Source organism: Desulfurivibrio dismutans (genome assembly GCF_029210385.1).
In the GTDB taxonomy this organism is placed as follows: Bacteria; Desulfobacterota; Desulfobulbia; order Desulfobulbales; family Desulfurivibrionaceae; genus Desulfurivibrio; species Desulfurivibrio dismutans.
Map to the genome: position 1 here is coordinate 200,688 of NZ_JARGDQ010000006.1, position 22,479 is coordinate 223,166.

The window sequence follows — 22,479 nt, forward strand, 5'->3', positions numbered from 1 at the left end:
CACCCGCCGGTCCATTAAAAATGGAAAACAATTACCGGGATTCTGGGGATTGTTTTTCTACAGTACCGGAGGATTGGCAAAAACAGAGAGCTGTAGTAAAAATGTAGAAAAGAGAGATAAATCGGCAGGACAAGAAGAAGCAACCGCGAGGAATCACCATGAGCAGCAAACGCCAACGCCGGCGGGCCACGGATCGTCGTCTGGCCAAGCAGCGGCCCCGGCAGCGCACCCCGGTCACTTTCTGGACCATCGTTATTGTTTGCGTGGCGGCCCTGGCCCTGTTTCTCGCCCGGGCCACCCGCCTGCTTTAGGGCTGACACCGCTGAGGATGCCCCGCTCCGTATCACTTACCCCGGGTTGCTCCAGATGGACAGCCAACGAGGTGAGGTGATGTCTTGAGCTGATTAACGGGGCCGGACCAGTATTTACTGGTCGGCAGGCACAGTGGCCCCAGCGGCCGGCGGTTTTGCGACCTGATCGCCCCGCAGGTGCCGATGAATAACCGCCGCCAGTTCCGTTCCAACTCCCGGCACGGCGGCCAGCGCCGCCGGGGAGGCGGCGGCGATTCCGGCCAGGCTGCCCAGATTTTTGAGCAGGGCCCGTTTGCGAGCCGGCCCCACCCCGGGAATCTGCTCCAGTTTGGAGACCAGTTGCTTCTTTTCCCTTAGCTGGCGGTGGAAGGTAATGCCATAGCGGTGCGCTTCATCACGCAGCCGCATAAAAAAAAGCAACACCGGAGAATGAGCGGCCAGGGCGAGAGGATTTTTCCGGCCCGGCCGGAAGAGCCGCTCCCCTGCCCCCTCCCGGTCCTTGGCAAGGGATACAAGTTCCAGAGTCGACTCCAGGCCCAGTTCGGCCAGAACCGCCCGGCCCACCCCCAATTGACCCTTGCCACCATCCAACACCAGCAGATCCGGCAGAACTTGGTCAGCGGCACTTCGGGTCAGGTGACGGCACAAAACCTCCCGCATCATGGCGTAATCGTCGGGGGTGGCAAGTTCACGAATATGAAAACGGCGGTAGCGGGAGCTTTCTTTCTCCCCCTGGTTGAATGATACCAGGGAACCGACGGCCTCACGGCCGCCCAGGTTGGAAATGTCCAGACATTCAATGCGCTGCGGCACCGTCGTCAGCTGCAAGGCCCGACGGATGGCCTCTCCCAGACTCTGCCAACCCGCCTGCTGCTTCTCCCGGGCCAACAACACCTGTTCAGCATTGTCGCCGGCCAGGGCCACCAGCGACTTCTTGTCACCCCGCTGGGGTACGGTCAACTGCACCGGCCCGCCCCTTTTTTCACTCAGCCATTCCGTCAGCGCTTGGGCCCCATCGGGGAGCAGGGGCAAAAAAATCCGCCGGGGAATCAGCCGCTGGGCCGGTTCATAGAAGCGGCGCAGCAGTTCCGCCAGCACCTCCTCATCATCCCCCATGGGCTCGGCCAGAAAAAACTCCCGCTTATCAGCCAGTGCCCCTTCCCGGATCAACAGCATCGCCGCCGCCACCTGCCCGTACCGGCGCATCAGGCCGAAAACATCCAGATCGACCCGCTCCCGGCTCAGCACCACCTGCTTCTCCAGGGTCTGGTTAAGGGCCTGGATCTGGTCCCGCAGGGCAGCGGCCTCTTCGAAGCATAACCGGGCGGAAGCATCCTGCATCCGGCCGGTCAACTCTCGGATCAGTTCCCGCTTACGGCCTTCCAGAATCGCCAGCACCCGCCCCACCCGTTCCCGGTAATCATCAGGGCCGATGGCCCCGATACAGGGACCGGGACAACGCCCCATCTGGTAATTGAGACAGGCCCGCTGACCGGGGCTGAACTTCCTGGCCTTGCATCGGCGCAGGGGAAAAAGGGAGTTGAGCAGGCGCAGGGTTTCCCACATGGCCGCCGGCGAGGAGTAGGGTCCGAAATAGCGGGCCCCGTCGTTGCTCACCCGGCGGGTCATCAGCAGCCGGGGCCACTCTTCCTGCATCGTGACCTTGAGATGGGGGTAACTCTTGTCATCGCGGAGAATGACGTTATAGCGGGGACGATGCTGCTTGATCAGCCCGGATTCGAGAATCAAGGCCTCCTTTTCGGTGCGGGTGAGCATGGTATCCACCCGCCCCACCTTGCTCAGCATCACCGCCGTCTTGCTGCGTCCCGCCGGATCAACCCGGGCATAAGACTGCAACCGCTTGCGCAGGCTGACAGCCTTACCCACGTACAATACCTGCCCGCCGGCATCCCACATCAGATAAACCCCGGGCGTGTCCGCCGCCTCGGCAACCATCTCCGGATCAAACATAACGTAAAAAAACACCACCAGGCATCATAGTTACCCCCGCCAACAACCACCAAAAGCAGGGCGCGGCGGTGCGATGGAACATGAGCACGCCGTCTGGGCAACGCCGCATCATTAAAACCCTCGCCAACAAAAGTTAAACGCCCAAGAGTGCGGCAGCTTGGGGCAATTGGCCGGGCGCCGCGTACCCCAGGTATGCAAGCCGGACCGATCGTCCCAAGATGTGGTGCTATTGGGCGCTTACCGGACGTACTTCGAAGCGGCAGACCCGATCCCCGGTACACCAGCAGTCGGTTTCCTTGACCCTGAACTCGTCGTCCAGGTAGGAGCCGAACACTCCGGCCAATAACCCCTCATCAAAGGTGCAGAGCATCTCGTTGCTCACCGGCAACCCGGAACAGTCCAGATCCTCGGCCACGGCCAAAACAAACTGTTTGTTTGCCAGGTCGGCCTTTTCCACCTTCAGCAGGCCGATGGACTGCTCCTCCAGCAGGTCGGTAAGCAGTTGCACGAAGTGGGCAAAATCATCAGGGGAGCCAAGCTTCTGATACAGTGCCTTACCGGCCTGTTGTCCGGCTTCGTAAAAAATGCGATTGGTCTGTTCAACCCCGAGGTGGCTGATCATTACATCCCGCAAGGTGAACTGCATAAGGCGGTAGGCCGTCACACTGGTCCGCGAACCCAGAATGGGTCGCCCCCAGATGATATCGCCCAGTTGCTCCCAGTCAAACTGCGGGCTGTCGCCTTCCTCGTTAAACATGGCCACACCTTTATAAAATATGTTAGTTATCGCCTTTTTTATGGCCCGGCCCCATCAGCCCTGGCGCTGGCAAGCCCGTTCAGAGCCGATTTACTCGGCATCCTGGCAGCATAAGGTCAGCCAGGCGGAGCAGGCAGGGGCTCGGTCCAGTTGCAATTGCCGCAAAAAAGCGGCCAGTTCCACCGCCGTGCAGTTAAGACAGGAAGTGCGAGCCCCGGCCTGCACCTCGTGCAATTCATTATCTAAAAAAGTGGTCAGCGCCGCAACAACTTCCTGCTCCAATTTTGGTTGGGGCGGCAACTGGTGACGCTGGAGAAACTGTGCCAACCGCCGCCAGTTCCAGATGACCCGCCGCACTCCCCGGTACAACGGCCGGTCGCGGTTGGCCGGGGTCAGATCCCGCAACATAATCTCGCAATAACGGGCTATGACCTGTTGCTGCAAATAAGCGAGCTCCGCCGGAGTCGCTTCCAGGCCGGGCCCCTGGGGGTCGGCGCTTAAAAAATAAAGGGAATTGTAGTAGGCGATCTCGGGAATCTCGCCGGCATGACGGATAATCAGCCCTTCATCGGTGATCAGTGGTTGACGGTTTTCCATTTAGTCAAGAACGAATTTGGCAAATTGCCGCCGATCAGTCTTCGGCAATAACGTCAGGGGCCTTCGAGGCCAGCCACTTGATCAGTTTTCCGAGCTGACGTTCCACGTCCCGTTCCATGGTACCGGGGTGAAAATACAGTGCCAACTGAAAATCAAGAGAGGTGGGATGGAAGGTATCGGCGGCCTCCAGGCGCACAATCCGGCCGAACAGGCCGCTGAGCAGCGAGGTTTCCTGTTCCAGGCCATTGGGGTCAAGCAGCTTGAGCTCCAGCTCCGCCATCCGGAACAGCCCGATGACGGGATCAAATTTCATCCCGGTCAAGGCAGCGCCGGTCCGGCTGATATCCAGCAGCTGGCCGCTGAAGCTCTTCTTGTTCACCCGCAGGGTGGCCACATGCTCCGGCAAGGCGTAACGCTGCTCCTGGCGACGATTCATGACGTTGATCGAGGCCCGGATTTTCCTCTCCATTTCAGTGGCGGTAAAAGGCTTAACGATGTACTGGGTAACCCCCAACTGAATGGCCATGATAATAAAATCACGATCCCCGTTGGTGGTCATCATGATAAAGGGAATTTCCTGCAGGGCCCGGTCGTTGCGCACCTCGTAAAGCAGCTCTTCCCCGTTGACATTGGGCATGTTCCAGTCGGAAAGGATGATATCGACCTTTTGCGAACGCAGAATTTCCAGCGCCGCCCGCCCATCCTCCGCCAGAAAGACGTTTTCGGGGGCAAAGATCAACCGCAGGGTGCGGTCCACCAGAGTGCGAATAGTGGCACTGTCATCGACCACCAGGAAGGAAATTTTATACAAAGCAAGAACCTCTACTCAATCAAGCCATATCTATCTGTTTGGAAAATAAAAGTTAGGGTTAAGGGTGCTCCAGCCACTCTCTGTTGTCAAGAAAATATTAATAAATCGGCATAATGTCTTGACCCTTTTGACCCGGTCGCCATCAAGCAGGGCGCCGATCCTAATCGCCACGGCGTTGTCGTTGCCGGAAAAAAATCCGCAAGGGAACCTGGTCCAGCCCCAGAGAATCCCGGAAACGGTTGACCAGGAAGCGGGAATAGGAAAAGTGGATCCCCTTGGGGTCGTTGGTAAAGATGAGCAGGGTGGGCGGGGAAGACGCGATCTGGGTGACGTAATAAAGCTTGATCCGGCGCCCCTTGTGCAGCGCCGGCGGATGGGCCTGCACCGCTTCTCCCAGGATCCGGTTAAGGACGGCGGTGGTAAACCGGCGCCGGTACTGTTCGGTCACGTTATCGATCAGGGGGAAAAGTTTGGCCAAACCGTGGCCGGTCAGGGCGGAAACCTTATGGACCGGGGCATAACCGGCAAAATGCACGGCCCGTTTCACATCCTCCATCAGTCGTTGCTGTTTTTTGTGGTCATCTTTAATCAGGTCCCATTTGTTCAGCAGCACCAGGCAGGCCCGGCCCCGCTCCAGCCCGTAACCTATGACCTTGGTATCCTGTTCGGTCACCCCTTCGTCGGCATCGATCACCATCAGGGCCAGATCGCAGCGCTCCAGGGTGCGCAGTGCCCGCAGCACACTGAACTTTTCTACCTTCTCGTGTACCTTGCCCTTGCGCCGGATACCGGCGGTGTCGATGAGCAGATATTTTTTGCCCCCCCGGGTAAGCAGGGTGTCCACCGAATCACGGGTGGTGCCAGGCAATTCGGAAACCACCATCCGCTCTTCCCCCAGCAGCCGGTTGATCAGTGACGACTTGCCGACGTTGGGCCGGCCGATAAAGGCCACCCCCACCGTTTCCTCGGTAATCTCTTCCGGCGGCGGTGCCGCCGCGGGCGGCAGCTCAGCCGTTACCCGGTCCAGCAGGTCGCCAAGCCCGAGGCCATGCTCGGCGGAAAGCGGCCAGAGTTCCTCCACCCCCAACTCGTAAAAGGTCGGCAGCAGTTTGGCCGTCTGTTCCGGGGCATCGATTTTGTTGACCAGGTAGTAGACCTGTTTCCCGGAACGGCGCAGAATCTCAACCACCTCCCGATCATCGGGCAGAATCCCCTCCCGACCGTCCAGTAAAAACAGGACCGCATCGGCTTCGGTTACCGCCTGTTGGGTCTGTTCCTGAATCAGGCGATTGATCTCCGAGGAAGTGCCGCTCTCCAGGCCGCCGGTGTCCACCAGGATGAAGCTACGCTCATTCCAGGTAATCCTTTCGTAGTGGCGATCCCTGGTAACACCCGGAGTAGGATCGACAATGGCCTTGCGGCCGCCGGCCAGCCGGTTGAACAGGCTGGATTTGCCGACGTTGGGGCGCCCCACCAACGCCACCAGCGGTAAAAAAATTGCAGCAGCACCGCATCTTGGGGCGATTGCTCCGGCTTGCGTATCTGGGGGGGTACGCGGCGTCGGGGCGCTTGTCCCAACCTGCGGTACTGCTGCAAGCTTTTTGGAATTTGGTGCGGTTTTTTGGGGTCTTCTGGGCATGATTGCTTCTCTTTTTTGACAACTTGTTATGGCCGGCTGGTTTTTAGTTGCCGGTTTATTTCCCGGGTCAGTTTTTGCAACAGGGGAAAGTTTCGCCCCGGGGGCTGGGCCAGCAGCTCCGCCAGTTGCGTGGCGGCCGGCTTGATGAAGGCGGCGAAAAATTTTTTCTTTCTCTGTTGGCTTAAAAAAGCGAAGGCGCCCAGGATCTGCAGGTTGCGCTGCAGAGCCAGGAAGTACCAGCCACCAACGAAGGCAGCCCGGTCAAAATCCGCGATCATCGCTTGCGCCTGCTGCAGGTAAAAATCCAGCAGTTCCTCCCGCCGGGCCGGGGCCAGTGCGGCGTAGGGGTCGTAAAGCAAGGCGGCCAGGTCGTAAGCCAGCGGACCCAGCCTGGCACCCTGAAAATCGATGATCCTGATTTTTTCCTGCTGCTGCAGCATCAGGTTGCGGCACTGATAATCCCGGTGCAGGACAAAATCCGCCGGTTCGACGGCGGCCCGGTCGGCAAGGGCGGCAAACTCCGCCGCCAGACCGACCGACATGGCATCTCGGCCCAACATCGCCTGCACCAGCGCCTGATAAAAATAACCCGATTCCCGCTCCAGCATCAGGCGGCGGTCATAGCGGGGAGTATCCCAGCATGATTCCACCGGAAAACCTGGCCGGGCGGCAACCTGCAACGACAGCAGCGCGGCAATCGCCTGCTGATAAAGTTTTTTCAGTTCCACTCCCGGCGGCCGATGGCGCAGACGGTCATACAGCAGGGTCGCCCCCAGGTCTTCCATCGCCAGCGTGCCACTGGCCGCATCGAAACCATAAATGGCCGGCACCGGCACTCCGGCCTGCTGCAGGTGGCGGCCGATGGCGAAGGCGGCCCGGGCTTCAGCCATTCCCCGCTCTCGCTGGCCGCCGGGGGCGACCAGCAGCACCGGCGGCCCTTCCTTGAACCGGCAACGGACGAAAAGGCGCTGTGACCCATCGGCGGCCAGCGGGGTTAGGGCTTCAACCCCACGGTGCCGATAACCGAGGCGTTCCAGCAGTTGCTCGGCCCGGGCGTAATCCATCAGCCGGCTCCGGAAAAAATGGTATCTTCGGCCACGGTCCCGGCCGGCACCTCAACTCCGTCCCATACCACACAGCGGCGCAACTGCACCCCGTCACCCAGCACCGCCCGGCGGCCCACCGCCACCCAGTCGCTAAAACTTATCTCCCGGCCCAGGACAACCTCGGCACCTAGCCAAAAAGGAGTTCGCCGCTCATTCCGCGCCGACAACAGCTTGCCGTGCAGAGCCAGATAATCTTCCGGAGTGCCGATATCATGCCAGCAATGACCGCTGACCGTCATCCCCCTGACCCGGCGGCCCCGGACGATCAGTTGCCGGTACCAGTCGATACTGTGATAAAACCCCCGGGCAGGCATCAACTCCAGCAGGGCCGGCTCGATTACCTGGATCCCGGTGAAGGCCCACGATACTGCGAGTCCGTTATCAGCCGGCACCGGCTGGCCGGCACCGGCGGGTGAAAGGGGGGCGGAAAACGAGAGAATATTGAGTTCAGCGTCCACCTGTACCTTGTTGTGCGGCGGCTGGTCATGCAGCACCAGGGTGGCATCATTGCCGGCCTGCCGGTGATGCACCATGACCCGACGGTAATCGATGTCGTGAAAGATGTCACCATTGACCACCAGCACCGGCTGATCGCCGAAACGGGGCCAAGCCCGGCGCAGACCGCCGCCGGTACCCAGTTCTTGGTCCTCCTGCTGGACCTCAATATCGGGCTGGCCGGCCAGCAGGGCGACAATTTGCTGCCGCAGATGAAAGGCGTTGACCACCATCCGACGGCAGCCGGCCCAGCGCAAATCATCGATAATCCTCAGCAGCAACGGCTGATCAAGTATCGGGAACAGCGGCTTGGGTCGCCGCAAGGTGTGGGGCCGCAGGCGGGTGCCCAGGCCCGCGGCCAGAATCATGGCCTGCATGACAGCTCACCATCCTCCCCTTCCGTCAGCCCCAGGATGGCAATCCCGGCTTGATCGGCCAGCTTGACGGTCTCTTCCGGATCAAAAAGCAGGGCCTGCCCGGCTTCCACCGCCAACACCGCCGCCTTGACTTCGCTCATGCCGCGGATGGTGCGGGGGCCGATGGCCGGCAGGTCAAAGCGGAAATCCTGGTTGGGCTTGCGGACCTTGACCACCACCGCCAGTTCTCCGGCCAACTCACCACCCCGGCGGATGGCGGCATCGGTACCCTCAATGGCCTCCACCGCCAGTACCGCCCGGTCTCTGACCACCACGCATTGACCGATATCTAAAGCCCCTACCTGACGGGCAATCCGCCAGCCAAAACGGATATCTTCCCACTGCTGTTCACCGGGTTTTCTACGCCCAAGTACACCTTGGGGAAAAAGGAGGTTCTGCAGATAGAGGGTGGAGGCCGCTACCTTGATCCCCTCCTCCGTCAGCAGGTCGGCCAAGGCCCTCAAAATGGCATCATCCTGGCGGGCATCAATCCTTCGCCAGAGGGCAAGGGCCTTAAAATCCGGCCAGATATCACGGAACATTCTGGTCTTGGTAATGGTACCGGCCAGCACACATTCCTCGACCCCGTGATGATGAAAAAAATTCAGCAGCTTCTGCAATTGCCCCAGCTTGACCCACAGGCAATGATCGGCGACTTCCACCAGTTCCGGCCAGGACTCACCCCGGTGAGCCACCACCACCGTTTCCCGGCCATTTTGTCGGGCCGCTTTCGCCACCAACAGCGGAAACTGGCCGCCACCGGCAATAATCCCCAGCTTAGTCATCGTTGCCATTGACCTGACGCAGCACCCCTTGTTTGGAGTGGCGGAAAAAACCAACCAGGTGTTTGACCTCGGGGCAATTTTCGTCGACGGCCAGGGCCCGATCCAAAGCCTCCTGCAGTAGAAGTTCGGGGGTACGAAAAATTATTTTGTAGGCCGCCTGCAGTTTCTTGATATTCTCCGCCGCAAAACCGGCCCGCCGCATCCCAATCTGGTTGATCCCGCCGATCCGCATCTGTTTGCGAATGCCAGCCATCACCACGTAGGGCGGGACGTCTTTGCTGAGGCCAGACATGCCGCCGATATAGGTAAAAGTACCGATCCGGACAAACTGCTGAATGGCGGTGAGACCGCCGATGATCGCCCGATCCTCGATGAGCACATGGCCGGCCAGGGTAACGGCGTTGGCCATGATCACCCCGTTGCCGACGGTACAATCATGGGCGATATGAGTATAAGCCATGAGCAGGTTGTCGTCACCGATCCGGCTGTAACCCTGGCCGGCTGGGGTGCCGCGATGGAGCGAGGCGTACTCACGGATTACGTTGCGGTTACCAATGATCAACTCGGTGGGTTCATCCCGGTATTTGATATCCTGGGGGGGCGCACCCACGGTGGCAAATGGTCCGATCCGGTTCTCATCGCCGATCACCGTAGGGCCGCTGATGGCACAGTGGGCTCCGATTTCACTGCGGGCACCGATTTTAACCTCCGGTCCGATCACGGTATAAGGACCAACAATGGCCGTTTCATGCAACTCGGCGCCGGGATCAATAGCTGCTGTAGGATGAATAGTCATAAGCGGCCTCCCGCCGCAACATTTTCGTAAACGTTCAGCAGCACCGCATCTTGTCGGCGGCTAGCGCCGACTGGCCAAGCGCTGGTACCCTTTGCTGCCAAATACCGTCGCTAAACATGCGGTGCTGGCAAGCTTTATCCCGCGCTGGCGATCAGCCCGGCTTGCGTACCGATGTACGCGGCGCCGGTCTGCTTGCCTGAATCTGCAGCACTGCTGAACGTTTACGGACCGTTAAACATCAGGCCAACCCGACGAACGGCCGTTTTTTCATTAAAAACGAGCTCATCAAAAAAAATAAAAACATCACAACACCACGTAAACGCGCAGCAGTGCCGCAGGTTGCGGCAAGCAGACCGGCACCGCGTACATCAGTACGCAAGCCGGGCTGATCGCCGCAAGATGCGGTGCTGCTGCGCGTTTACGCGAAGGTGGCCATCAACTGGGCCTCGGCCACCAGCGCCTCATCGACATAGGCCCGCCCTTCCATCACCCAGAAGCGGCTTTTCTGTTTTTTTACCGTCAGCTCATAGATCAGTTGATCTCCTGGCACCACCTTGCGGCGAAACTTGACGCCGTCAAGGCCGGCAAAGTAGACCAGTTTATCGGCGGTCTGCTCCCGGTCGGTAAGGTAGGCCAGGACCGCCCCCACCTGGGCCATCCCCTCCAGCATCAGCACGCCAGGCATCACCGGTTCACCGGGAAAGTGGCCCTGAAAAAAATTTTCATTGATGCTGACATTCTTAAGCCCCTTGATCCGCACCCCAGGCTCCACCGACAGAATACGGTCAACCATGATAAAAGGGTAACGATGGGGCAGCAGCTCAAGAATCTTTTTGATATCCAGGGACTGCCAATCCTGTTCACTCATCTCCTGACTCCTTGCCTGACTTGTTATTTGACGCCTCAGTGGAAGTCAGGGCCGCCACCTGCCGGCGCAGTTCCCGCACTTCCCGGACCAGATCGGGCAGCTTGCCGAAGGCAATACTGGCCCGCAGCCATTTTTTATGATCAATGGCCGGCATCCCGGACACCACCGCACCGGGCTCCAGGTCACTGTGCACCCCGGATTTGGCCGCCACCATTGCCCCGGAGCCGATCCGCAGATGCCCGGCCAAGGCCACCTGGCCGCTCAGCACTACCTGGCGCTCCAACATCGTACTACCGGCAATGCCAGCCTGGGCGACAATCAGGGTGTTTTCTCCTACCACCACATTGTGTCCGATCTGCACCAGATTGTCGATTTTGGTCCCGGACCGGATCAGGGTTTCGCCAAAAGTGCCCCGATCAATGCAGCAGTTGGCACCGATCTCCACATCATCTTCGAGGCGCACAATGCCCAAATGGAGGCGCTTGTGATGGTTACCCTGTTGGTCGGTGGCGTAGCCGAAACCATCACTGCCCAGCACACTGCCACCATGCACAATAACCCGGTTGCCGATCACACTGCGGGGATAAACCGTGACGTTGGCGTGCAATACCACGTCATCCCCGATCACGGTATCATCACCGACCACCACTCCGGCTTCCAGCCGCACCCGGCGGCCCAACCGCACCCGATGGCCCAGCACCACTCCGGGGGCGACACTGACCTCGGCGGGGATCACGCAATCTTCGCCGACCAATGCTCCCGGCCGCACCCCAGTGGCCACAAAGGGGGTGGTCAGCAAGAAATTCTGGATCCGGGTGGCGGCCAGATAAGGGTCGGCCACCAGAATCATCGCCAGGCTGGCGGGAAGTGTGATCTGTTCAGCCAAGGAAGGGGAAGTGATCAATGCCGCCGCTCGGCAGCTGGCCGCTTTGGCCGCCAACTTATGATCGGCCAGAAAAGTGATCTCCTCCGACCCGGCGCGTTCCAGGTCGTTAAGGGCGGTAACCACCCGGTCACCGTCACCCGCCAAAACACCGTCAACCATGGCGGCCAACTCTTGCACTGTCGCCATCTATTTTCTCCCGTTACGAAACAAAACGTAACTGATCACAAGGTTGAACATGAGCAAGCATTAACGGGCTGCCACGGATTGGGGCGGCCGGGACGGCGATACGGAAATCAATGCGTGAACCGGCCCGCTCACCGCTTTCGGCGGTGCCCCGTGAATGCATCCCGCGAAACCGGCCAGACCGCCGTCAGGGAGAGCTTTTCCCGACTTGCAGTATAAAAAACAGGCGTTCCCACCGCCCACGGGAACGCCACCATAACGTCAGGAAAACCGGCACTGCTTAACGGCTATTCGCCACCATTGACCCGGTGGCGCAGCAGCCCCGATGGTTTGAAAGTAATCACCCGGCGCGGCGCCAGCATCAACTCTTCTCCGGTTTGAGGATTGCGCCCGCGCCGGGAGTTTTTCTGCTTTACACTGAACTTACCAAAACCGCTCAGCAGCAGATCCTCACCTTCCTGCAGGGAATGTTTGGCAATCCCCAAAAAGTTCTCCACCACCGCCGTGGCTTGCGCTTTCGAGAGGTCGTGTTTTTTATAAACTTCTTGAATCAGATCCGCCTTGGTCAGGGTCATCATGCCCTCCCTGTTCAGGTGATGAAGGCCGGCCCGCCGCAGTCAAAAAACCACGGAAAGTCCGGCCTGGAAAAACCTGCCGATTGCAGCCGCCATGAAATTCGGAGCAGCCGGCTACAAAAACGCCCCCTCGGCTTACCCCGACGGAAAGCCTTACAGTCGGCGCCAGAAAATCAAAATAATGGCGCGTTGTCAAGGTTTAAGTTGCAGAGCTCCAGCCCCGGCAAAGCCAGCCGCCGCCCCCAACTCCTCTTCGATCCGGAGCAGTTGGTTGTACTTGGCCACCCGGTCGGTACGCGAAGGCGCGCCGGTCTTGATCTGGCCGGTATTAAGCGCCACGCTCAAATCGGCAATGGTGGTGTCTTCGGTTTCGCCGGAGCGATGTGAGATCACCGCCGTATAACCGGCCCGCTGGGCCATGCTGACGGCATCCAGGGTCTCGGTGACCGTGCCGATCTGGTTTAATTTGACCAGGATGGAGTTGGCCACCCCCTGCTTGATCCCCTTGGCCAGAATACCGGTATTGGTGACAAAAATATCATCCCCTACGATCTGCACCTTACCGCCCAATTCTTCGGTCATGGTCTTCCATCCCGCCCAGTCACCTTCGGCCAGGCCGTCTTCAATGGAAACCAGGGGATATTTTTTTATCCAGGCGGCATAAAGTTTGACCAGTTCGGCGGCCTTCTTCTTGGGCTTTTTCTCCGCCGCCAACACGTAACACTTGCCTTTGGCATCATAAAGCTCGCTGGCGGCCACATCAAGGGCAATGGCGATATCCTGGCCGGGCTTATAACCGGCTTTAACAATGGCCTCCAGCAGGCACTCCATGGCTTCCTCATTGGAACGCAGGTTGGGGGCAAAACCGCCCTCATCACCCACCGCCGTCTGGTGCCCGGCCTTTTTGAGCACCTCCTTCAAGGCATGAAAGGTCTCCACCCCCATCCGCAGGGCTTCCTTGAAACTCGGCGCCCCCAAAGGCATGACCATGAACTCTTGGACATCGACGTTGTTGTCGGCATGGGCACCACCGTTAAGCACATTCATCATCGGTACCGGCAGAACCTTGGCGTTAACTCCGCCCAGATAACTGTACAGCGGCAGCCCCACATCTTCAGCGGAAGCCCGGGCCACGGCCATTGAGACCCCGAGGATGGCATTGGCCCCAAGCTTTTTCTTGTTCTCTGTGCCGTCCATCTCCAGCATCATACGGTCAATCAGGACCTGCTCAGTGGACTCCAGCCCCACCAGGGCCGGACCAATGACGTTGTTAACGTTGGCCACCGCCGTTTCCACCCCTTTGCCAAGGTAGCGCTTTTTTCTGGTATCACGCAGTTCCAGGGCTTCACGAGCGCCGGTTGAAGCGCCGGAGGGCACCAGAGCCCGACCTCCGACCCCGGAGTCAAGATAGACCTCCACCTCCACCGTGGGATTGCCCCGCGAATCGATCACCTCACGCCCCAATACACCGATAATTTCACCCATTTCATTCTCTCCTTGAAAAAAAATAACCCGTTACACTGACAATAAAATAATGCCGGCTTGGCCCCTGAAACTGATGGTTTACCGTAACTATCCAGCTCAATTCAGCAGGAAACTATTCAGCAGCGCCCCATATTGCGGTAAGCGGATCGGCGTAGCGTACGGAGTACTCAGGCCGACCTGATCGCCGCAAGATGGGGTGCTGCTGGATAGTTACGGTTTACTTAACCAATGGCCTCGGCCATACTGAAAATTGGCAGATACATGGCGACCACCAGACCGCCGATCATGCCGCCAAGAAAAACCATCATTAACGGTTCAATGGCAGCGGTCAGGTTTTCCACTGCCTGATCCACTTCCTCGTCATAAAAATCGGCGATCTTGACCAGCATAGTGTCAAGCGCCCCGGTGGCCTCGCCGACGTTAATCATCTGCACCACCATCCCTGGAAATACTCCCGTTTCAGCCAACGGTTCGGCGATGGCCCGCCCTTCTCTAATGCTTTCGGTAACCCGTAAAACCGCCCTTTCAATCACCTTGTTGCCGGCCGTACGGGCCACCACCCGCAGCGACTCGAGAATGGGCACCCCGCTCTGCAGCATGGTGCCCAGGGTCCGGGAAAATTTGGCCACCGCCACCCGGCGCAGCAACGTGCCGACAATGGGCATCCGAAGCAGTAATTCGTCGATTTTCAATTGTCCCTTTTCGGTTTTGTAAATCCGCTTGACCGCGTAAACCAGCAAAAAGAGGAAGGCCAGCATGTAGATAAAATAGCTTTGAGCAAACTCGCTGAAATTCACCACCACTTGGGTGGGACCCGGCAGCGCCGAACCAAAGTCGGCAAACATCTCCTCAAAGACCGGAACAACAAAGATCAGCATCACCGCCATTACAATCAGGGAAATGGCCAGGCAGATGACGGGATAGGTCATGGCCCCCTTGACTTTTTTCTGCAGCGCCTGATTTTTTTCCATGAAGATGGCCAGCCGACTGCAGATGGTATCCAGGATACCGCCTACCTCGCCGGCTTCCATCATGTTGCAGTAAAGATTGTCAAATATTTCAGGATGTTTTTTCAGGGCATCAGCGAAGGTGGACCCGGTTTCCACGTCTGTCCTGACTTCCTTGAGCACCCTCTTAAAAGTCGGATTCTCCTGCTGATCACCCAAAATTTGCAGGCTCTGCACCAACGGCAGGCCGGCATCGATCATGGTGGAAAGTTGACGGGTAAAGATCACCACGTCCTTGACGGTGACCTTGGGCTGAAACAGGGCGATGTCGGCAAAAAGATCCTTGGGGGCCTCTTTCAGCATCGTAAGAGTAATCCGCATGCGCTTCAGCTGTGCCCGGGCGGCTGCCTCGTTGGGTGCTTCCAGTTTGCCTTTGCGTTTTTCACCGTAGGAATTGACCCCTTTCCAGACATAAAAAGGCATTGGTTATGGTGCTCCTGTCAGCAAAATTTTTTGGAAATCGGTGCCCACCCTGTCTCGTCACTTATAGCCCATGCAGTCTGTAAAGACAAGAAGACAATCAACAAGTTAGAGACAAGTTATCGACGGAGTCGGCTTTTCATTTGACATCAGGCCCGCAATCTTTTATATAGTCCTGTTTCTTACGGTTTCGACAAACGACTTTATTCACCCCCTATTTTTGGTCATTTGGAGGTTTATTCATGGCTAAGGCAGCACCCCAACAGGAAGACACCAGCAAGTACACCAGCGGCCAGTTTCAGGCCATCGTCGATCAATGCGAGGGCTGCGGCCGAATCGTTGAAGCCGGGGCCGACAAGTTCTGCCGGACCTATGCCTTACCGGCGGCCAAATGGCGCCAGGGACTGTGCAACTTCGCCACCCATGCCAAGCCGGAAATCGTGGCCGCTGCCGTCAAGGTCAACCCGCTGAAAGCTTCCAAGCGGGCGGCGGCCAAAAAGAAGAAGTAAGCCCCTGCTTTAATCGCCAGTTTTTCGATCGCAACAAAGAACGCCGGCCTCCGTGTGGAAGTCGGCGTTTTTTGTTGCCAGAATTTTGTTTGCCGCCGGCTGGTCCATATTAAAAAAAGATCCAGCGCCGTTCCAGGCGGCTGCGGCACTGGCTGTATTGCCGATCGTAACGCTCGGCCCGCGCGGCAACCCGACGGGCCACCCGCTGCACCTCAGGTTTATTTCGATAAGTTCCCCGGCGATAACCGCCATGCCCCTCATGATAGGCCAGATAAAGCCGATAGGCGTCGTTGGGCCTGATATTACAACTGCGCACACTTCTGGCGTTGTACCAGCCGACGAAATCGATGGCGTCACCGAAGCGGTTGCGCCGGGCCAGCCGACCGCCGGCATCCCGCCGGTATTCCTCCCAGGTGGCATCCAGCGCCTGGGCGTAACCATAGGCACTGGAGGGTCGCGACCCGGGGAAAATCCCCAAAATCCGCCGGCGAGGCGGCTTGGCGCGCGCCCGGAAGCTTGACTCCTGATGAATGAAGGCCATTTTCACCGGAATCGGGATTCCCCATTTTTTTTCCGCCTGCCGGGCCTGCCGGTGCCAGCTGCGATTGTCTTCAAAAATATTACACAGATTATCAGTGCTGGCCGGCGCTCGGGTGGTACAACCACCCATTAGCAGTGAGGCCGCCAGCAGAAACAAAAGCGCCAAAGTACGGCTGATGGTTCTCATAAACTTCCCAAAGCGAATTTTAATGGCCTCGCAAAACCAACCAAACTTGCTGGTCGGTAACGCACAAACAAAGAGCTGCCGAGCACGCCCAGTCGGCGCTACGACTTTTCGCCAAGCCGAAATTGTTGACAGTCAACCTTATTGATGATCCGGCCAGGATATGGCGGAATTTAGCAAAAACTACCTCCGGAGACAAGAGCAGCCAAGCGTGAACCAGGTTAACACTGAATTCGCCGTGCGCCTGAACGTAAACCAGATAACCGGTCAGAAAAAACGGCGGCGTACCGGGCGCACGGCCATAACCAGCAGGAGCAGCAGCGCAGGATACTTGACCCCGGCGGGCAACAACTCCCGGGAGGTGTCGATCTGGGTTGGCAAATCCCAGACCAGAAAGGCAATCAGCGTATCGGTCAGCAGACCGCAGAGCACCGCGCTCCCGGCCACCCCCATCACATAAAGGGCCATGGCGCCAGTGCCGAACTCGTTACGGAAAACCGTCAGAGTGGCGATACTGGTAATGGGACCAGCCAGCAGAAAAACCAGGGCGGTGCCCGGCGAAACCCCGGAGATAACCAAGGCGGCCGCCACCGGGGTAGCCGCCTGGGCGCAAAGGTACATGGGAATTCCGATCACCGCCATCAGCAGCATGGCGGGCAACCCCGTCGCGTACTGGGCCAGGACGCCGGGGGGGATCATGGTCAACAGCAGACCGGCCAGCAACAGGCCCAACAACAACCACCAGGATATATCATCCAGGACTTCGGTGAAAGAATAGCGCAGTCCCGCCGCCAAAGCCGCCCTGCGGGAAGGAGCGGCCGGGAAGGCGGCCAGCCCCCCCTCGGCAGAATGGACGGCAGGGGCGTCTGGCAAACGGCAGGAGCAGGAACCTGAACATGAGTTCGCGGCAGGCGAAGCAGCAGTTGTAAGCTTGTTTTCCTGCGGCGGCTCGGCGGCGGAAGCTTTGTCGGTCTGCCCCACCAGCATCCCGGTTACCACGGCACTGAAAATCGCCGCCAGGGGGCGAATCACTGCCAGCACAGGTCCGAGCAGCACATAGGTCAGGGCCACGGAATCGACCCCGACGCCGGGAGTACCAACCATAAAGGCAGTGCTGGCTCCCCGGGAAGCGCCGCCCCGGTGAAGGGCCAGAGCCAGCGGAATCGCCCCGCAGGAACACAGGGGCAGAGGCGCCCCAACCAGGGAAGCCCGCATGACCGCCGGCAACCCCTTGCCACCCAACCAGCGGCCCAGCAACTGCTCCGGAATCCAGGCCTTGATGAGTCCGGCCAACGCCAGTCCCAAAAGCAACCAAGGGGCGGCATCCAAGGCCAGCCCCAAAGTGTTGCTGAAAAAAAGCTGCAACCAATCCATCCGGTGTTCTCCGGCAATAACCGGAATCAACCGCCCTTGCGGACCAGCACCGACCAGGCGCCGTCATCCAGCCTGGCCTGCGACAGCACCTCGTGCCCTTCTTTTTTTACCGAACCCGGCACATTGTTGATGGGCGGGCCGTCGTCAAGAATGATCTCCAGCACTTCCCCGGGGTTAATCTCGCTCATGGCAACCTTGGTATAAACCAGATTCATGGGGCAGTTGACTCCCCGCAGATTTTTGCTGGCGGCAATTTCGTGCTCGGCGCTCATTGTCCATCTTCTCCCTAGGAAAAAGTTTCAAACCATCCCCTGGCTCGGTAACGTAATAAAAAAAAACTTTCAGCCGGCCAGCACCCGAATCGGCACCTCGGTCACCTCGCCCCGATTGATCCGGAAAGCCCGGATGGGCTCCACTTCGGCCAGCAGGCTGACGATAACATACACCATGGCGGGATCATGAGCCAGACGAATATCCTCTTCCGAGGGCCGGGCCGGGGTTTCCGGGTGGGTGTGGTAGACCGCCGCCATCTCCAAACCATCTTCCCTTATCCGGCGCATGGCGGCAAACTGCTCCGCCGGATCCATGGTGAAGTGATCCGGGGCGGCGTCCTGGTTAGTCAATTCAAAGTGGTGCCCCACCACTCCGTTTTTGGTGGCCAGATAACCACAGGCCTCATTGGGCATCTCCCGCCGCCCATGCTCCAAAATCGCCGCCAGCACCTTCTCTTCAACCTGTAATGTCATAACGTCAGTAAACCTTGAGATGAAAATAACTTTTCTGAAAATGGATATAACCTGACGGCCAAAAAACGTTCAGCCGAGCTGCAGGTTACAATCACCGGCCGGGCGGCTGAACCTATTTATTTGATGACACAGGCGGTCTGCTCATAGTCCACCAGTTCAGTAATGGTGGGCTTGCTGCCGCACAGGGGGCAGCTATCCTGTCGCCGCAGGGGCACCCGACGGAAGGTCATGTTTAGAGCGTTGAAACTGAGCAGGGTATCGGTGAGCAACTCGCCGGTGCCAATGAAATACTTCAGGGTCTCGGCGGCCTGTATGGTGCCCAGCATCCCGGCGATCGCTCCCAGCACCCCGGCCTGGGAACAGGTGGGCACGGCATCGGGCGGCGGCGGCTGCCGGAAGGTGCAGCGGTAACAGGATGACCTGCCCGGCAGCACGGTCATGGTCTGGCCGTCAAAGCGCAGAATGCCGCCATGGGAAAAAGGAATATTTTCCATGACACAGGCATCATTGACCAGAAACTTGGTGGGAAAGTTGTCGGTGCCGTCAAGCACGAAATCATAATCCCGGATCACCTCCCGGATATTGGCGGCCTTAAGCAGCATCCGGTGCGTCTGCACCTTGACGTCGGGATTAATGGCCACCATCTTCTCCTCCGCCGATAGCACTTTTTCCCGGCCCACATCTTTGGTGTAATGGGCAATCTGGCGCTGCAGATTGGACAGATCCACCACATCGCCATCGACGATGCCGATGGTTCCCACGCCGGCCGCCGCCAGATAAAGGGCCGCCGGTGAGCCCAGGCCCCCGGCCCCGACGATCAGCACCCGGGCGGCGCCGATCTTTTCCTGTCCTTCCACCCCTACTTCCTGCAAAATAATGTGCCGGCTGTACCGCTCCAGTTGTTCCGCTGAATAATTCATAAAAATCACGCGCTCCCTATGGCCTGTTCCAGGTCCCGTTGCAGATCTTCATACTCTTCGATTCCCGTTGAAATCCTGATCATCCCCTCCCCCACCCCCATGGCGGCCCGCTGGTCAGCGGGAAATTCAGTAAAAATGGTGGAGGCGGGATGGATGGCTAAAGTTTTATTGTCATTGATATTGGTGGCCCGTCTGACCAGACGTAACCTGTCCAGACAGGCAAAACATTCGTCGCGACCGGCCAGCTCAAAGGTCAGAATCCCGCCATAACGGCCGCCAAACTGGCGGGTGGCCAGGTCATGGTAGGGGCTGTCCGGCAGGCCGGGATAATTAACCGCCCCCACCCCCGGCAACTGCTTGAGGAACCGCGCCAGCACCAAGGCGTTTTGACAGCTTTTTTCCAGCCGCAGGGCCAGAGTTTCCAGCCCCAGAGTCTGCAGCCAGGCATTGTGCGGCGCCAGACAGGCCCCGATGTTACGGGAAATCTCCCGGCGCAGGGCGACCAGCAGGGCAAACGGGCCGAAACCTTTGGCAAACTCCGCCATCCGGGGCGATTTTTGCCAATCGAAACTGCCGTGATCGATGATCAGGCCACCCACGGCCGTCCCCCCGCCGGACAGGTATTTGGTGGAGGAGATCACTTCGATATCCGCCCCCAGTTCACCGGCCCGGCAGAGGTAAAAAGTGGTGGCGGTATTGTCCACCACCAGGGGCACACCCTTTTCTCGGCTAATGGCGGCCAAGGCGCCAAGGTCGACCACCTCCAGCTGGGGGTTGGTGATACTTTCACAGAAAACGGCGCGGGTGTCGGCATCAATGGCGGACGCCACCTGATCCAGGTCATCCATATCGACGAATCTGGTTTCCAGACCCCAAGGTGCCAGGGTATGGGCCAAGAGGGAAGCGGTGTTGCCAAACAACGACCGGGCGGCGACAATGTTGGTGCCGGCCCCGGCCAGGGCCATGATGGTGGTGGATATCGCCGCCATCCCGGAAGAGAGCGCCACCACCCCCCGGCCACCGGCCAGCGCCTGCACCCGGCCTTCCAGTTCGGCCACCGTGGGGTTGCTTATCCGGGTGTAGGAATGGGCGGGTTTGCGGCCGGCAAAGGCGTCGGCGATCTCGGCGGCGGAGGCAAAACCAAAAGAGACGGTATCGTAAACCGGACCACGCAGGGCATGGTGAGCCTGGCCGGTCGTACTGCCGATGTTACCGTGCACTGCCTTGGTGGCAAAACCACTCATACGGCGCCGCCACCCATAAAATAAAGAAACTCCACACTGTCGCCGTCCTGAAGCACCCGGCTGTCAAACTCACCTTTGTCGACAAAGGCCCCATTAACCTGAACGGCCACCATATCCGGTGATTCAACCTTCTGGTGAGCCAGCACCAAAGAAACGTTAACCTGATCTTCCGCAAAATCTTTGGCCTCACCGTTGACTGTAATCTGCATAATTAACCCCGTACCGTTACTATTATTTTAATGTATTAGGACAATCTTGACGCTGCTTTGATTTTCGCAGATGATTGTGTTAACTAAAAGCCGATTTACCGAGCTGGCGACAATAACGCCAATATATGCCATGTACACCCGTCTTTTTCAAGAAAAATAAACCGTAAAATCAAGGCGCCCACCCCCTTGTCATCGGAACAATGTGGCAACTGCAGGCGGGCCCGGGAAGCAACGGTCAGACAAATCGAAGCCGCAAACCAAATGTGATGAATCCGAAGAAGGTCATCCGTCCATGGGCGCGATGATGGCTTCTTGCAAAGTCATCAAATGTTATCCTTTCCGCAGAGGAGCTTTTATGGAAATCGCCACCAGTCACAGTATCCTGGTCGATACCCGGGCCGCGGCTCTTGAAGCCTGCCAGCGGCTGCGTCACCGGCTGGGGCAGCCGCCGGACATCATCTTCGTCCATTGGTCAGTTCTCCATCGGGGCAAAGAACTTCGTACGACTCTGGCCGACGAGTTTCCTGGCTGTCAAATTCATGGAGCCAGCTCCTGCCTGGGGGGCATGACCGAGGATGGGGTTATTTCTCGGGAAGGACGCGGGCTGGTGCTGATGGGACTGACTGACCCTGAGGGGGCCTACGGAGTTGCCAGCGGCCAACTGGGCGATACCCCGCATCGGCGTGCCGCCGAAATCGTGCAGGGGGCGATCAGCAACGCCCGGCGCCCCGGAGAAATGCCCGACCTGGTAAGAATCTCCTCAACCCCCGGCTGCGAAGACCAGGTTATCAGCGGTATTGAGTCGCTACTGGGCCCGGAAGTACCAATCATCGGCGGCAGTGCCGCCGACAACCAGGTCCGGGGGGAATGGGAGCTGATCACCCACCGGCAGCACTTGCTGGAAGGTCTGGTGGTCACGGTTTTTTACCCTTCCACCACGGTCGCTTTCGCCTTCCACAACGGTTACAGCCCTACCCTGGCCAAAGGCCGGATCACCAAGGGGGGCGGGCGAGTAATCGAAGAGATTGACCACCAACCGGCGGCCTTGGTGTACAATGAATGGACCGGCGGCGTTATCAGCCCAGCCCTGGCCGACCAGGAATCGGTGCTGGCCGCCACCACCCTCTACCCCCTGGGCCGGGTGGTCGGTGAAATCGGGGGCGTCCCCTATTTCACCCTCGCCCATCCCGACCGGGTTACCCCCGGCCAGGGCTTAAGTCTTTTCGCCGACATCAAAGTCGGTGACGAAGTTATTCTGATGCGAGGAACGGTGGAGACCCTGATTTCGCGGGCCGGCCGGGTGACCCAGGCGGCCCTGCAGGCCGGCCGACTGACCCCGGAAGAAACCTGCGGGGCCATGATCGTCTACTGCGCCGGCTGTATGCTCACGGTCCGGGACCGTATTGACGAAGTGGCCGAATCCCTGAATGCAGCCCTGGGCGGCAAACCATTTCTCGGCACCTTCACCTTCGGCGAACAGGGCTGCTTTGCCGGTGGCGAAAACCGTCATGCCAACCTGATGATCTCCGCCATCGTTTTCGGCCATCCCAAGTAACAAGTAAGATGAAGTTGCAAAAAGTCCGTCTATGGACTTTTTGCTCCCCGGAAAGCGAAAACGCGGTTTCCGCCTTCCTTACAAAAAAAA

Annotated in this window: 24 protein-coding genes; 3 read left to right on the forward strand and 21 right to left on the reverse strand. The window is 58.7% G+C overall.

What is annotated here, in order from left to right:
- Nucleotides 1–158 precede the first annotated feature (158 nt).
- The gene (locus P0N66_RS08865; RefSeq protein ID WP_275804460.1) at nt 159–311 is read left to right on the forward strand and encodes a hypothetical protein; all 153 of its coding nucleotides are present in this window, start codon (nt 159–161) and stop codon (nt 309–311) included.
- 114 nt (nt 312–425) lie between these two features.
- On the opposite strand, the gene uvrC is transcribed toward P0N66_RS08865, so the two are convergent.
- The 14 genes from uvrC to P0N66_RS08935 all read right to left on the reverse strand — a co-directional run bounded on the left by uvrC (nt 426) and on the right by P0N66_RS08935 (nt 15,111).
- On the reverse strand, nt 426–2,282 hold the full coding sequence (gene uvrC / locus P0N66_RS08870) for an excinuclease ABC subunit UvrC (protein WP_275804462.1): 1,857 nt from the start codon (nt 2,280–2,282) through the stop codon (nt 426–428).
- A 226-nt stretch (nt 2,283–2,508) separates the two neighbouring features.
- Nucleotides 2,509–3,039, reverse strand: coding sequence for a V4R domain-containing protein (locus tag P0N66_RS08875; RefSeq protein ID WP_275804464.1), 531 nt, complete (start codon nt 3,037–3,039; stop codon nt 2,509–2,511).
- A 90-nt stretch (nt 3,040–3,129) separates the two neighbouring features.
- Nucleotides 3,130–3,636, reverse strand: coding sequence for a hypothetical protein (locus P0N66_RS08880; protein WP_275804467.1), 507 nt, complete (start codon nt 3,634–3,636; stop codon nt 3,130–3,132).
- A 34-nt stretch (nt 3,637–3,670) separates the two neighbouring features.
- Nucleotides 3,671–4,447, reverse strand: coding sequence for a response regulator (locus tag P0N66_RS08885; RefSeq protein ID WP_275804469.1), 777 nt, complete (start codon nt 4,445–4,447; stop codon nt 3,671–3,673).
- A 160-nt stretch (nt 4,448–4,607) separates the two neighbouring features.
- Nucleotides 4,608–6,086, reverse strand: coding sequence for a ribosome biogenesis GTPase Der (gene der, locus P0N66_RS08890; protein ID WP_275804471.1), 1,479 nt, complete (start codon nt 6,084–6,086; stop codon nt 4,608–4,610).
- Between the two features lie 26 nt (nt 6,087–6,112).
- On the reverse strand, nt 6,113–7,150 hold the full coding sequence (locus P0N66_RS08895; protein WP_275804473.1) for an aminoglycoside phosphotransferase family protein: 1,038 nt from the start codon (nt 7,148–7,150) through the stop codon (nt 6,113–6,115).
- Nucleotides 7,150–8,064 carry a nucleotidyltransferase family protein gene (locus P0N66_RS08900; protein ID WP_275804475.1) on the reverse strand — a complete coding sequence of 305 codons (915 nt, stop codon included), beginning with the start codon at nt 8,062–8,064 and terminating at the stop codon, nt 7,150–7,152. Before P0N66_RS08900 ends, P0N66_RS08895 begins: the two co-directional genes overlap by 1 nt.
- Nucleotides 8,052–8,897, reverse strand: coding sequence for an LpxI family protein (locus P0N66_RS08905; RefSeq protein WP_275804477.1), 846 nt, complete (start codon nt 8,895–8,897; stop codon nt 8,052–8,054). Before P0N66_RS08905 ends, P0N66_RS08900 begins: the two co-directional genes overlap by 13 nt.
- The gene (gene lpxA / locus P0N66_RS08910) at nt 8,881–9,684 is read right to left on the reverse strand and encodes an acyl-ACP--UDP-N-acetylglucosamine O-acyltransferase (RefSeq protein ID WP_275804479.1); all 804 of its coding nucleotides are present in this window, start codon (nt 9,682–9,684) and stop codon (nt 8,881–8,883) included. The genes P0N66_RS08905 and lpxA overlap by 17 nt, the downstream gene beginning before the upstream one ends.
- A gap of 418 nt (nt 9,685–10,102) precedes the next feature.
- Entirely contained in the window at nt 10,103–10,552 is a 450-nt protein-coding gene (fabZ, locus tag P0N66_RS08915; RefSeq protein WP_275804481.1) for a 3-hydroxyacyl-ACP dehydratase FabZ, read from the reverse strand.
- On the reverse strand, nt 10,545–11,624 hold the full coding sequence (gene lpxD, locus P0N66_RS08920) for a UDP-3-O-(3-hydroxymyristoyl)glucosamine N-acyltransferase (protein ID WP_275804483.1): 1,080 nt from the start codon (nt 11,622–11,624) through the stop codon (nt 10,545–10,547). The genes fabZ and lpxD overlap by 8 nt, the downstream gene beginning before the upstream one ends.
- A gap of 284 nt (nt 11,625–11,908) precedes the next feature.
- Complete coding sequence (locus P0N66_RS08925; protein WP_431190034.1) at nt 11,909–12,196, reverse strand: integration host factor subunit alpha; 288 nt, start codon at nt 12,194–12,196, stop codon at nt 11,909–11,911.
- Between the two features lie 192 nt (nt 12,197–12,388).
- The gene (eno, locus tag P0N66_RS08930) at nt 12,389–13,681 is read right to left on the reverse strand and encodes a phosphopyruvate hydratase (protein ID WP_275804487.1); all 1,293 of its coding nucleotides are present in this window, start codon (nt 13,679–13,681) and stop codon (nt 12,389–12,391) included.
- Between the two features lie 221 nt (nt 13,682–13,902).
- Entirely contained in the window at nt 13,903–15,111 is a 1,209-nt protein-coding gene (locus P0N66_RS08935) for a type II secretion system F family protein (RefSeq protein ID WP_275804489.1), read from the reverse strand.
- A 239-nt stretch (nt 15,112–15,350) separates the two neighbouring features.
- Here P0N66_RS08935 and P0N66_RS08940 point away from each other — a divergent pair, with 239 nt between their 5' ends.
- Nucleotides 15,351–15,617 carry a PxxKW family cysteine-rich protein gene (locus P0N66_RS08940; RefSeq protein ID WP_275804492.1) on the forward strand — a complete coding sequence of 89 codons (267 nt, stop codon included), beginning with the start codon at nt 15,351–15,353 and terminating at the stop codon, nt 15,615–15,617.
- Nucleotides 15,618–15,726: 109 nt separating this feature from the next.
- Here the strand turns inward: P0N66_RS08940 and P0N66_RS08945 are convergent, their stop codons facing one another.
- From P0N66_RS08945 to thiS, 7 genes are all read right to left on the reverse strand, one after another.
- The gene (locus P0N66_RS08945; protein ID WP_275804494.1) at nt 15,727–16,344 is read right to left on the reverse strand and encodes a transglycosylase SLT domain-containing protein; all 618 of its coding nucleotides are present in this window, start codon (nt 16,342–16,344) and stop codon (nt 15,727–15,729) included.
- Between the two features lie 264 nt (nt 16,345–16,608).
- Nucleotides 16,609–17,715: an SO_0444 family Cu/Zn efflux transporter gene (locus P0N66_RS08950; RefSeq protein WP_275804496.1), complete on the reverse strand. Its 1,107-nt coding sequence runs from the start codon at nt 17,713–17,715 to the stop codon at nt 16,609–16,611.
- 26 nt (nt 17,716–17,741) lie between these two features.
- Nucleotides 17,742–17,987 carry a sulfurtransferase TusA family protein gene (locus P0N66_RS08955; RefSeq protein WP_275804498.1) on the reverse strand — a complete coding sequence of 82 codons (246 nt, stop codon included), beginning with the start codon at nt 17,985–17,987 and terminating at the stop codon, nt 17,742–17,744.
- A 69-nt stretch (nt 17,988–18,056) separates the two neighbouring features.
- Nucleotides 18,057–18,461 carry a M67 family metallopeptidase gene (locus P0N66_RS08960; RefSeq protein ID WP_275804500.1) on the reverse strand — a complete coding sequence of 135 codons (405 nt, stop codon included), beginning with the start codon at nt 18,459–18,461 and terminating at the stop codon, nt 18,057–18,059.
- Between the two features lie 116 nt (nt 18,462–18,577).
- Nucleotides 18,578–19,381, reverse strand: coding sequence for a HesA/MoeB/ThiF family protein (locus P0N66_RS08965; protein ID WP_275804502.1), 804 nt, complete (start codon nt 19,379–19,381; stop codon nt 18,578–18,580).
- Between the two features lie 5 nt (nt 19,382–19,386).
- Nucleotides 19,387–20,625: an O-acetylhomoserine aminocarboxypropyltransferase/cysteine synthase family protein gene (locus tag P0N66_RS08970; RefSeq protein WP_275804504.1), complete on the reverse strand. Its 1,239-nt coding sequence runs from the start codon at nt 20,623–20,625 to the stop codon at nt 19,387–19,389.
- Nucleotides 20,622–20,834, reverse strand: a complete 213-nt coding sequence (thiS, locus tag P0N66_RS08975) for a sulfur carrier protein ThiS (RefSeq protein ID WP_275804506.1) — start codon at nt 20,832–20,834, stop codon at nt 20,622–20,624. Before thiS ends, P0N66_RS08970 begins: the two co-directional genes overlap by 4 nt.
- Before the next feature lie 355 nt (nt 20,835–21,189).
- On the opposite strand from thiS, the gene P0N66_RS08980 reads away from it, so the two are divergent.
- A complete protein-coding gene (locus tag P0N66_RS08980; protein WP_275804508.1) occupies nt 21,190–22,389 on the forward strand; it encodes an FIST signal transduction protein in 1,200 nt (399 codons plus the stop codon).
- Nucleotides 22,390–22,479 lie beyond the last annotated feature (90 nt).

Bases quoted from the DNA above. Each gene is read 5' to 3' on its own strand.
- eno (WP_275804487.1), bottom strand. From the start codon at position 13,681: ATGGGTGAAATTATCGGTGTATTGGGGCGTGAGGTGATCGATTCGCGG.
- P0N66_RS08970 (WP_275804504.1), bottom strand. From the start codon at position 20,625: ATGAGTGGTTTTGCCACCAAGGCAGTGCACGGTAACATCGGCAGTACG.
- P0N66_RS08955 (WP_275804498.1), bottom strand. From the start codon at position 17,987: ATGAGCGCCGAGCACGAAATTGCCGCCAGCAAAAATCTGCGGGGAGTC.
- P0N66_RS08945 (WP_275804494.1), bottom strand. From the start codon at position 16,344: ATGAGAACCATCAGCCGTACTTTGGCGCTTTTGTTTCTGCTGGCGGCC.
- P0N66_RS08905 (WP_275804477.1), bottom strand. From the start codon at position 8,897: ATGGCAACGATGACTAAGCTGGGGATTATTGCCGGTGGCGGCCAGTTT.
- der (WP_275804471.1), bottom strand. From the start codon at position 6,086: ATGCCCAGAAGACCCCAAAAAACCGCACCAAATTCCAAAAAGCTTGCA.
- P0N66_RS08950 (WP_275804496.1), bottom strand. From the start codon at position 17,715: ATGGATTGGTTGCAGCTTTTTTTCAGCAACACTTTGGGGCTGGCCTTG.
- P0N66_RS08875 (WP_275804464.1), bottom strand. From the start codon at position 3,039: ATGTTTAACGAGGAAGGCGACAGCCCGCAGTTTGACTGGGAGCAACTG.
- lpxA (WP_275804479.1), bottom strand. From the start codon at position 9,684: ATGACTATTCATCCTACAGCAGCTATTGATCCCGGCGCCGAGTTGCAT.
- P0N66_RS08980 (WP_275804508.1), top strand. From the start codon at position 21,190: ATGGAAATCGCCACCAGTCACAGTATCCTGGTCGATACCCGGGCCGCG.
- P0N66_RS08925 (WP_431190034.1), bottom strand. From the start codon at position 12,196: ATGACCCTGACCAAGGCGGATCTGATTCAAGAAGTTTATAAAAAACAC.
- thiS (WP_275804506.1), bottom strand. From the start codon at position 20,834: ATGCAGATTACAGTCAACGGTGAGGCCAAAGATTTTGCGGAAGATCAG.
- fabZ (WP_275804481.1), bottom strand. From the start codon at position 10,552: ATGAGTGAACAGGATTGGCAGTCCCTGGATATCAAAAAGATTCTTGAG.
- P0N66_RS08895 (WP_275804473.1), bottom strand. From the start codon at position 7,150: ATGGATTACGCCCGGGCCGAGCAACTGCTGGAACGCCTCGGTTATCGG.
- lpxD (WP_275804483.1), bottom strand. From the start codon at position 11,624: ATGGCGACAGTGCAAGAGTTGGCCGCCATGGTTGACGGTGTTTTGGCG.
- P0N66_RS08880 (WP_275804467.1), bottom strand. From the start codon at position 3,636: ATGGAAAACCGTCAACCACTGATCACCGATGAAGGGCTGATTATCCGT.
- uvrC (WP_275804462.1), bottom strand. From the start codon at position 2,282: ATGTTTGATCCGGAGATGGTTGCCGAGGCGGCGGACACGCCCGGGGTT.
- P0N66_RS08960 (WP_275804500.1), bottom strand. From the start codon at position 18,461: ATGACATTACAGGTTGAAGAGAAGGTGCTGGCGGCGATTTTGGAGCAT.
- P0N66_RS08935 (WP_275804489.1), bottom strand. From the start codon at position 15,111: ATGCCTTTTTATGTCTGGAAAGGGGTCAATTCCTACGGTGAAAAACGC.
- P0N66_RS08965 (WP_275804502.1), bottom strand. From the start codon at position 19,381: ATGAATTATTCAGCGGAACAACTGGAGCGGTACAGCCGGCACATTATT.
- P0N66_RS08900 (WP_275804475.1), bottom strand. From the start codon at position 8,064: ATGCAGGCCATGATTCTGGCCGCGGGCCTGGGCACCCGCCTGCGGCCC.
- P0N66_RS08865 (WP_275804460.1), top strand. From the start codon at position 159: ATGAGCAGCAAACGCCAACGCCGGCGGGCCACGGATCGTCGTCTGGCC.
- P0N66_RS08940 (WP_275804492.1), top strand. From the start codon at position 15,351: ATGGCTAAGGCAGCACCCCAACAGGAAGACACCAGCAAGTACACCAGC.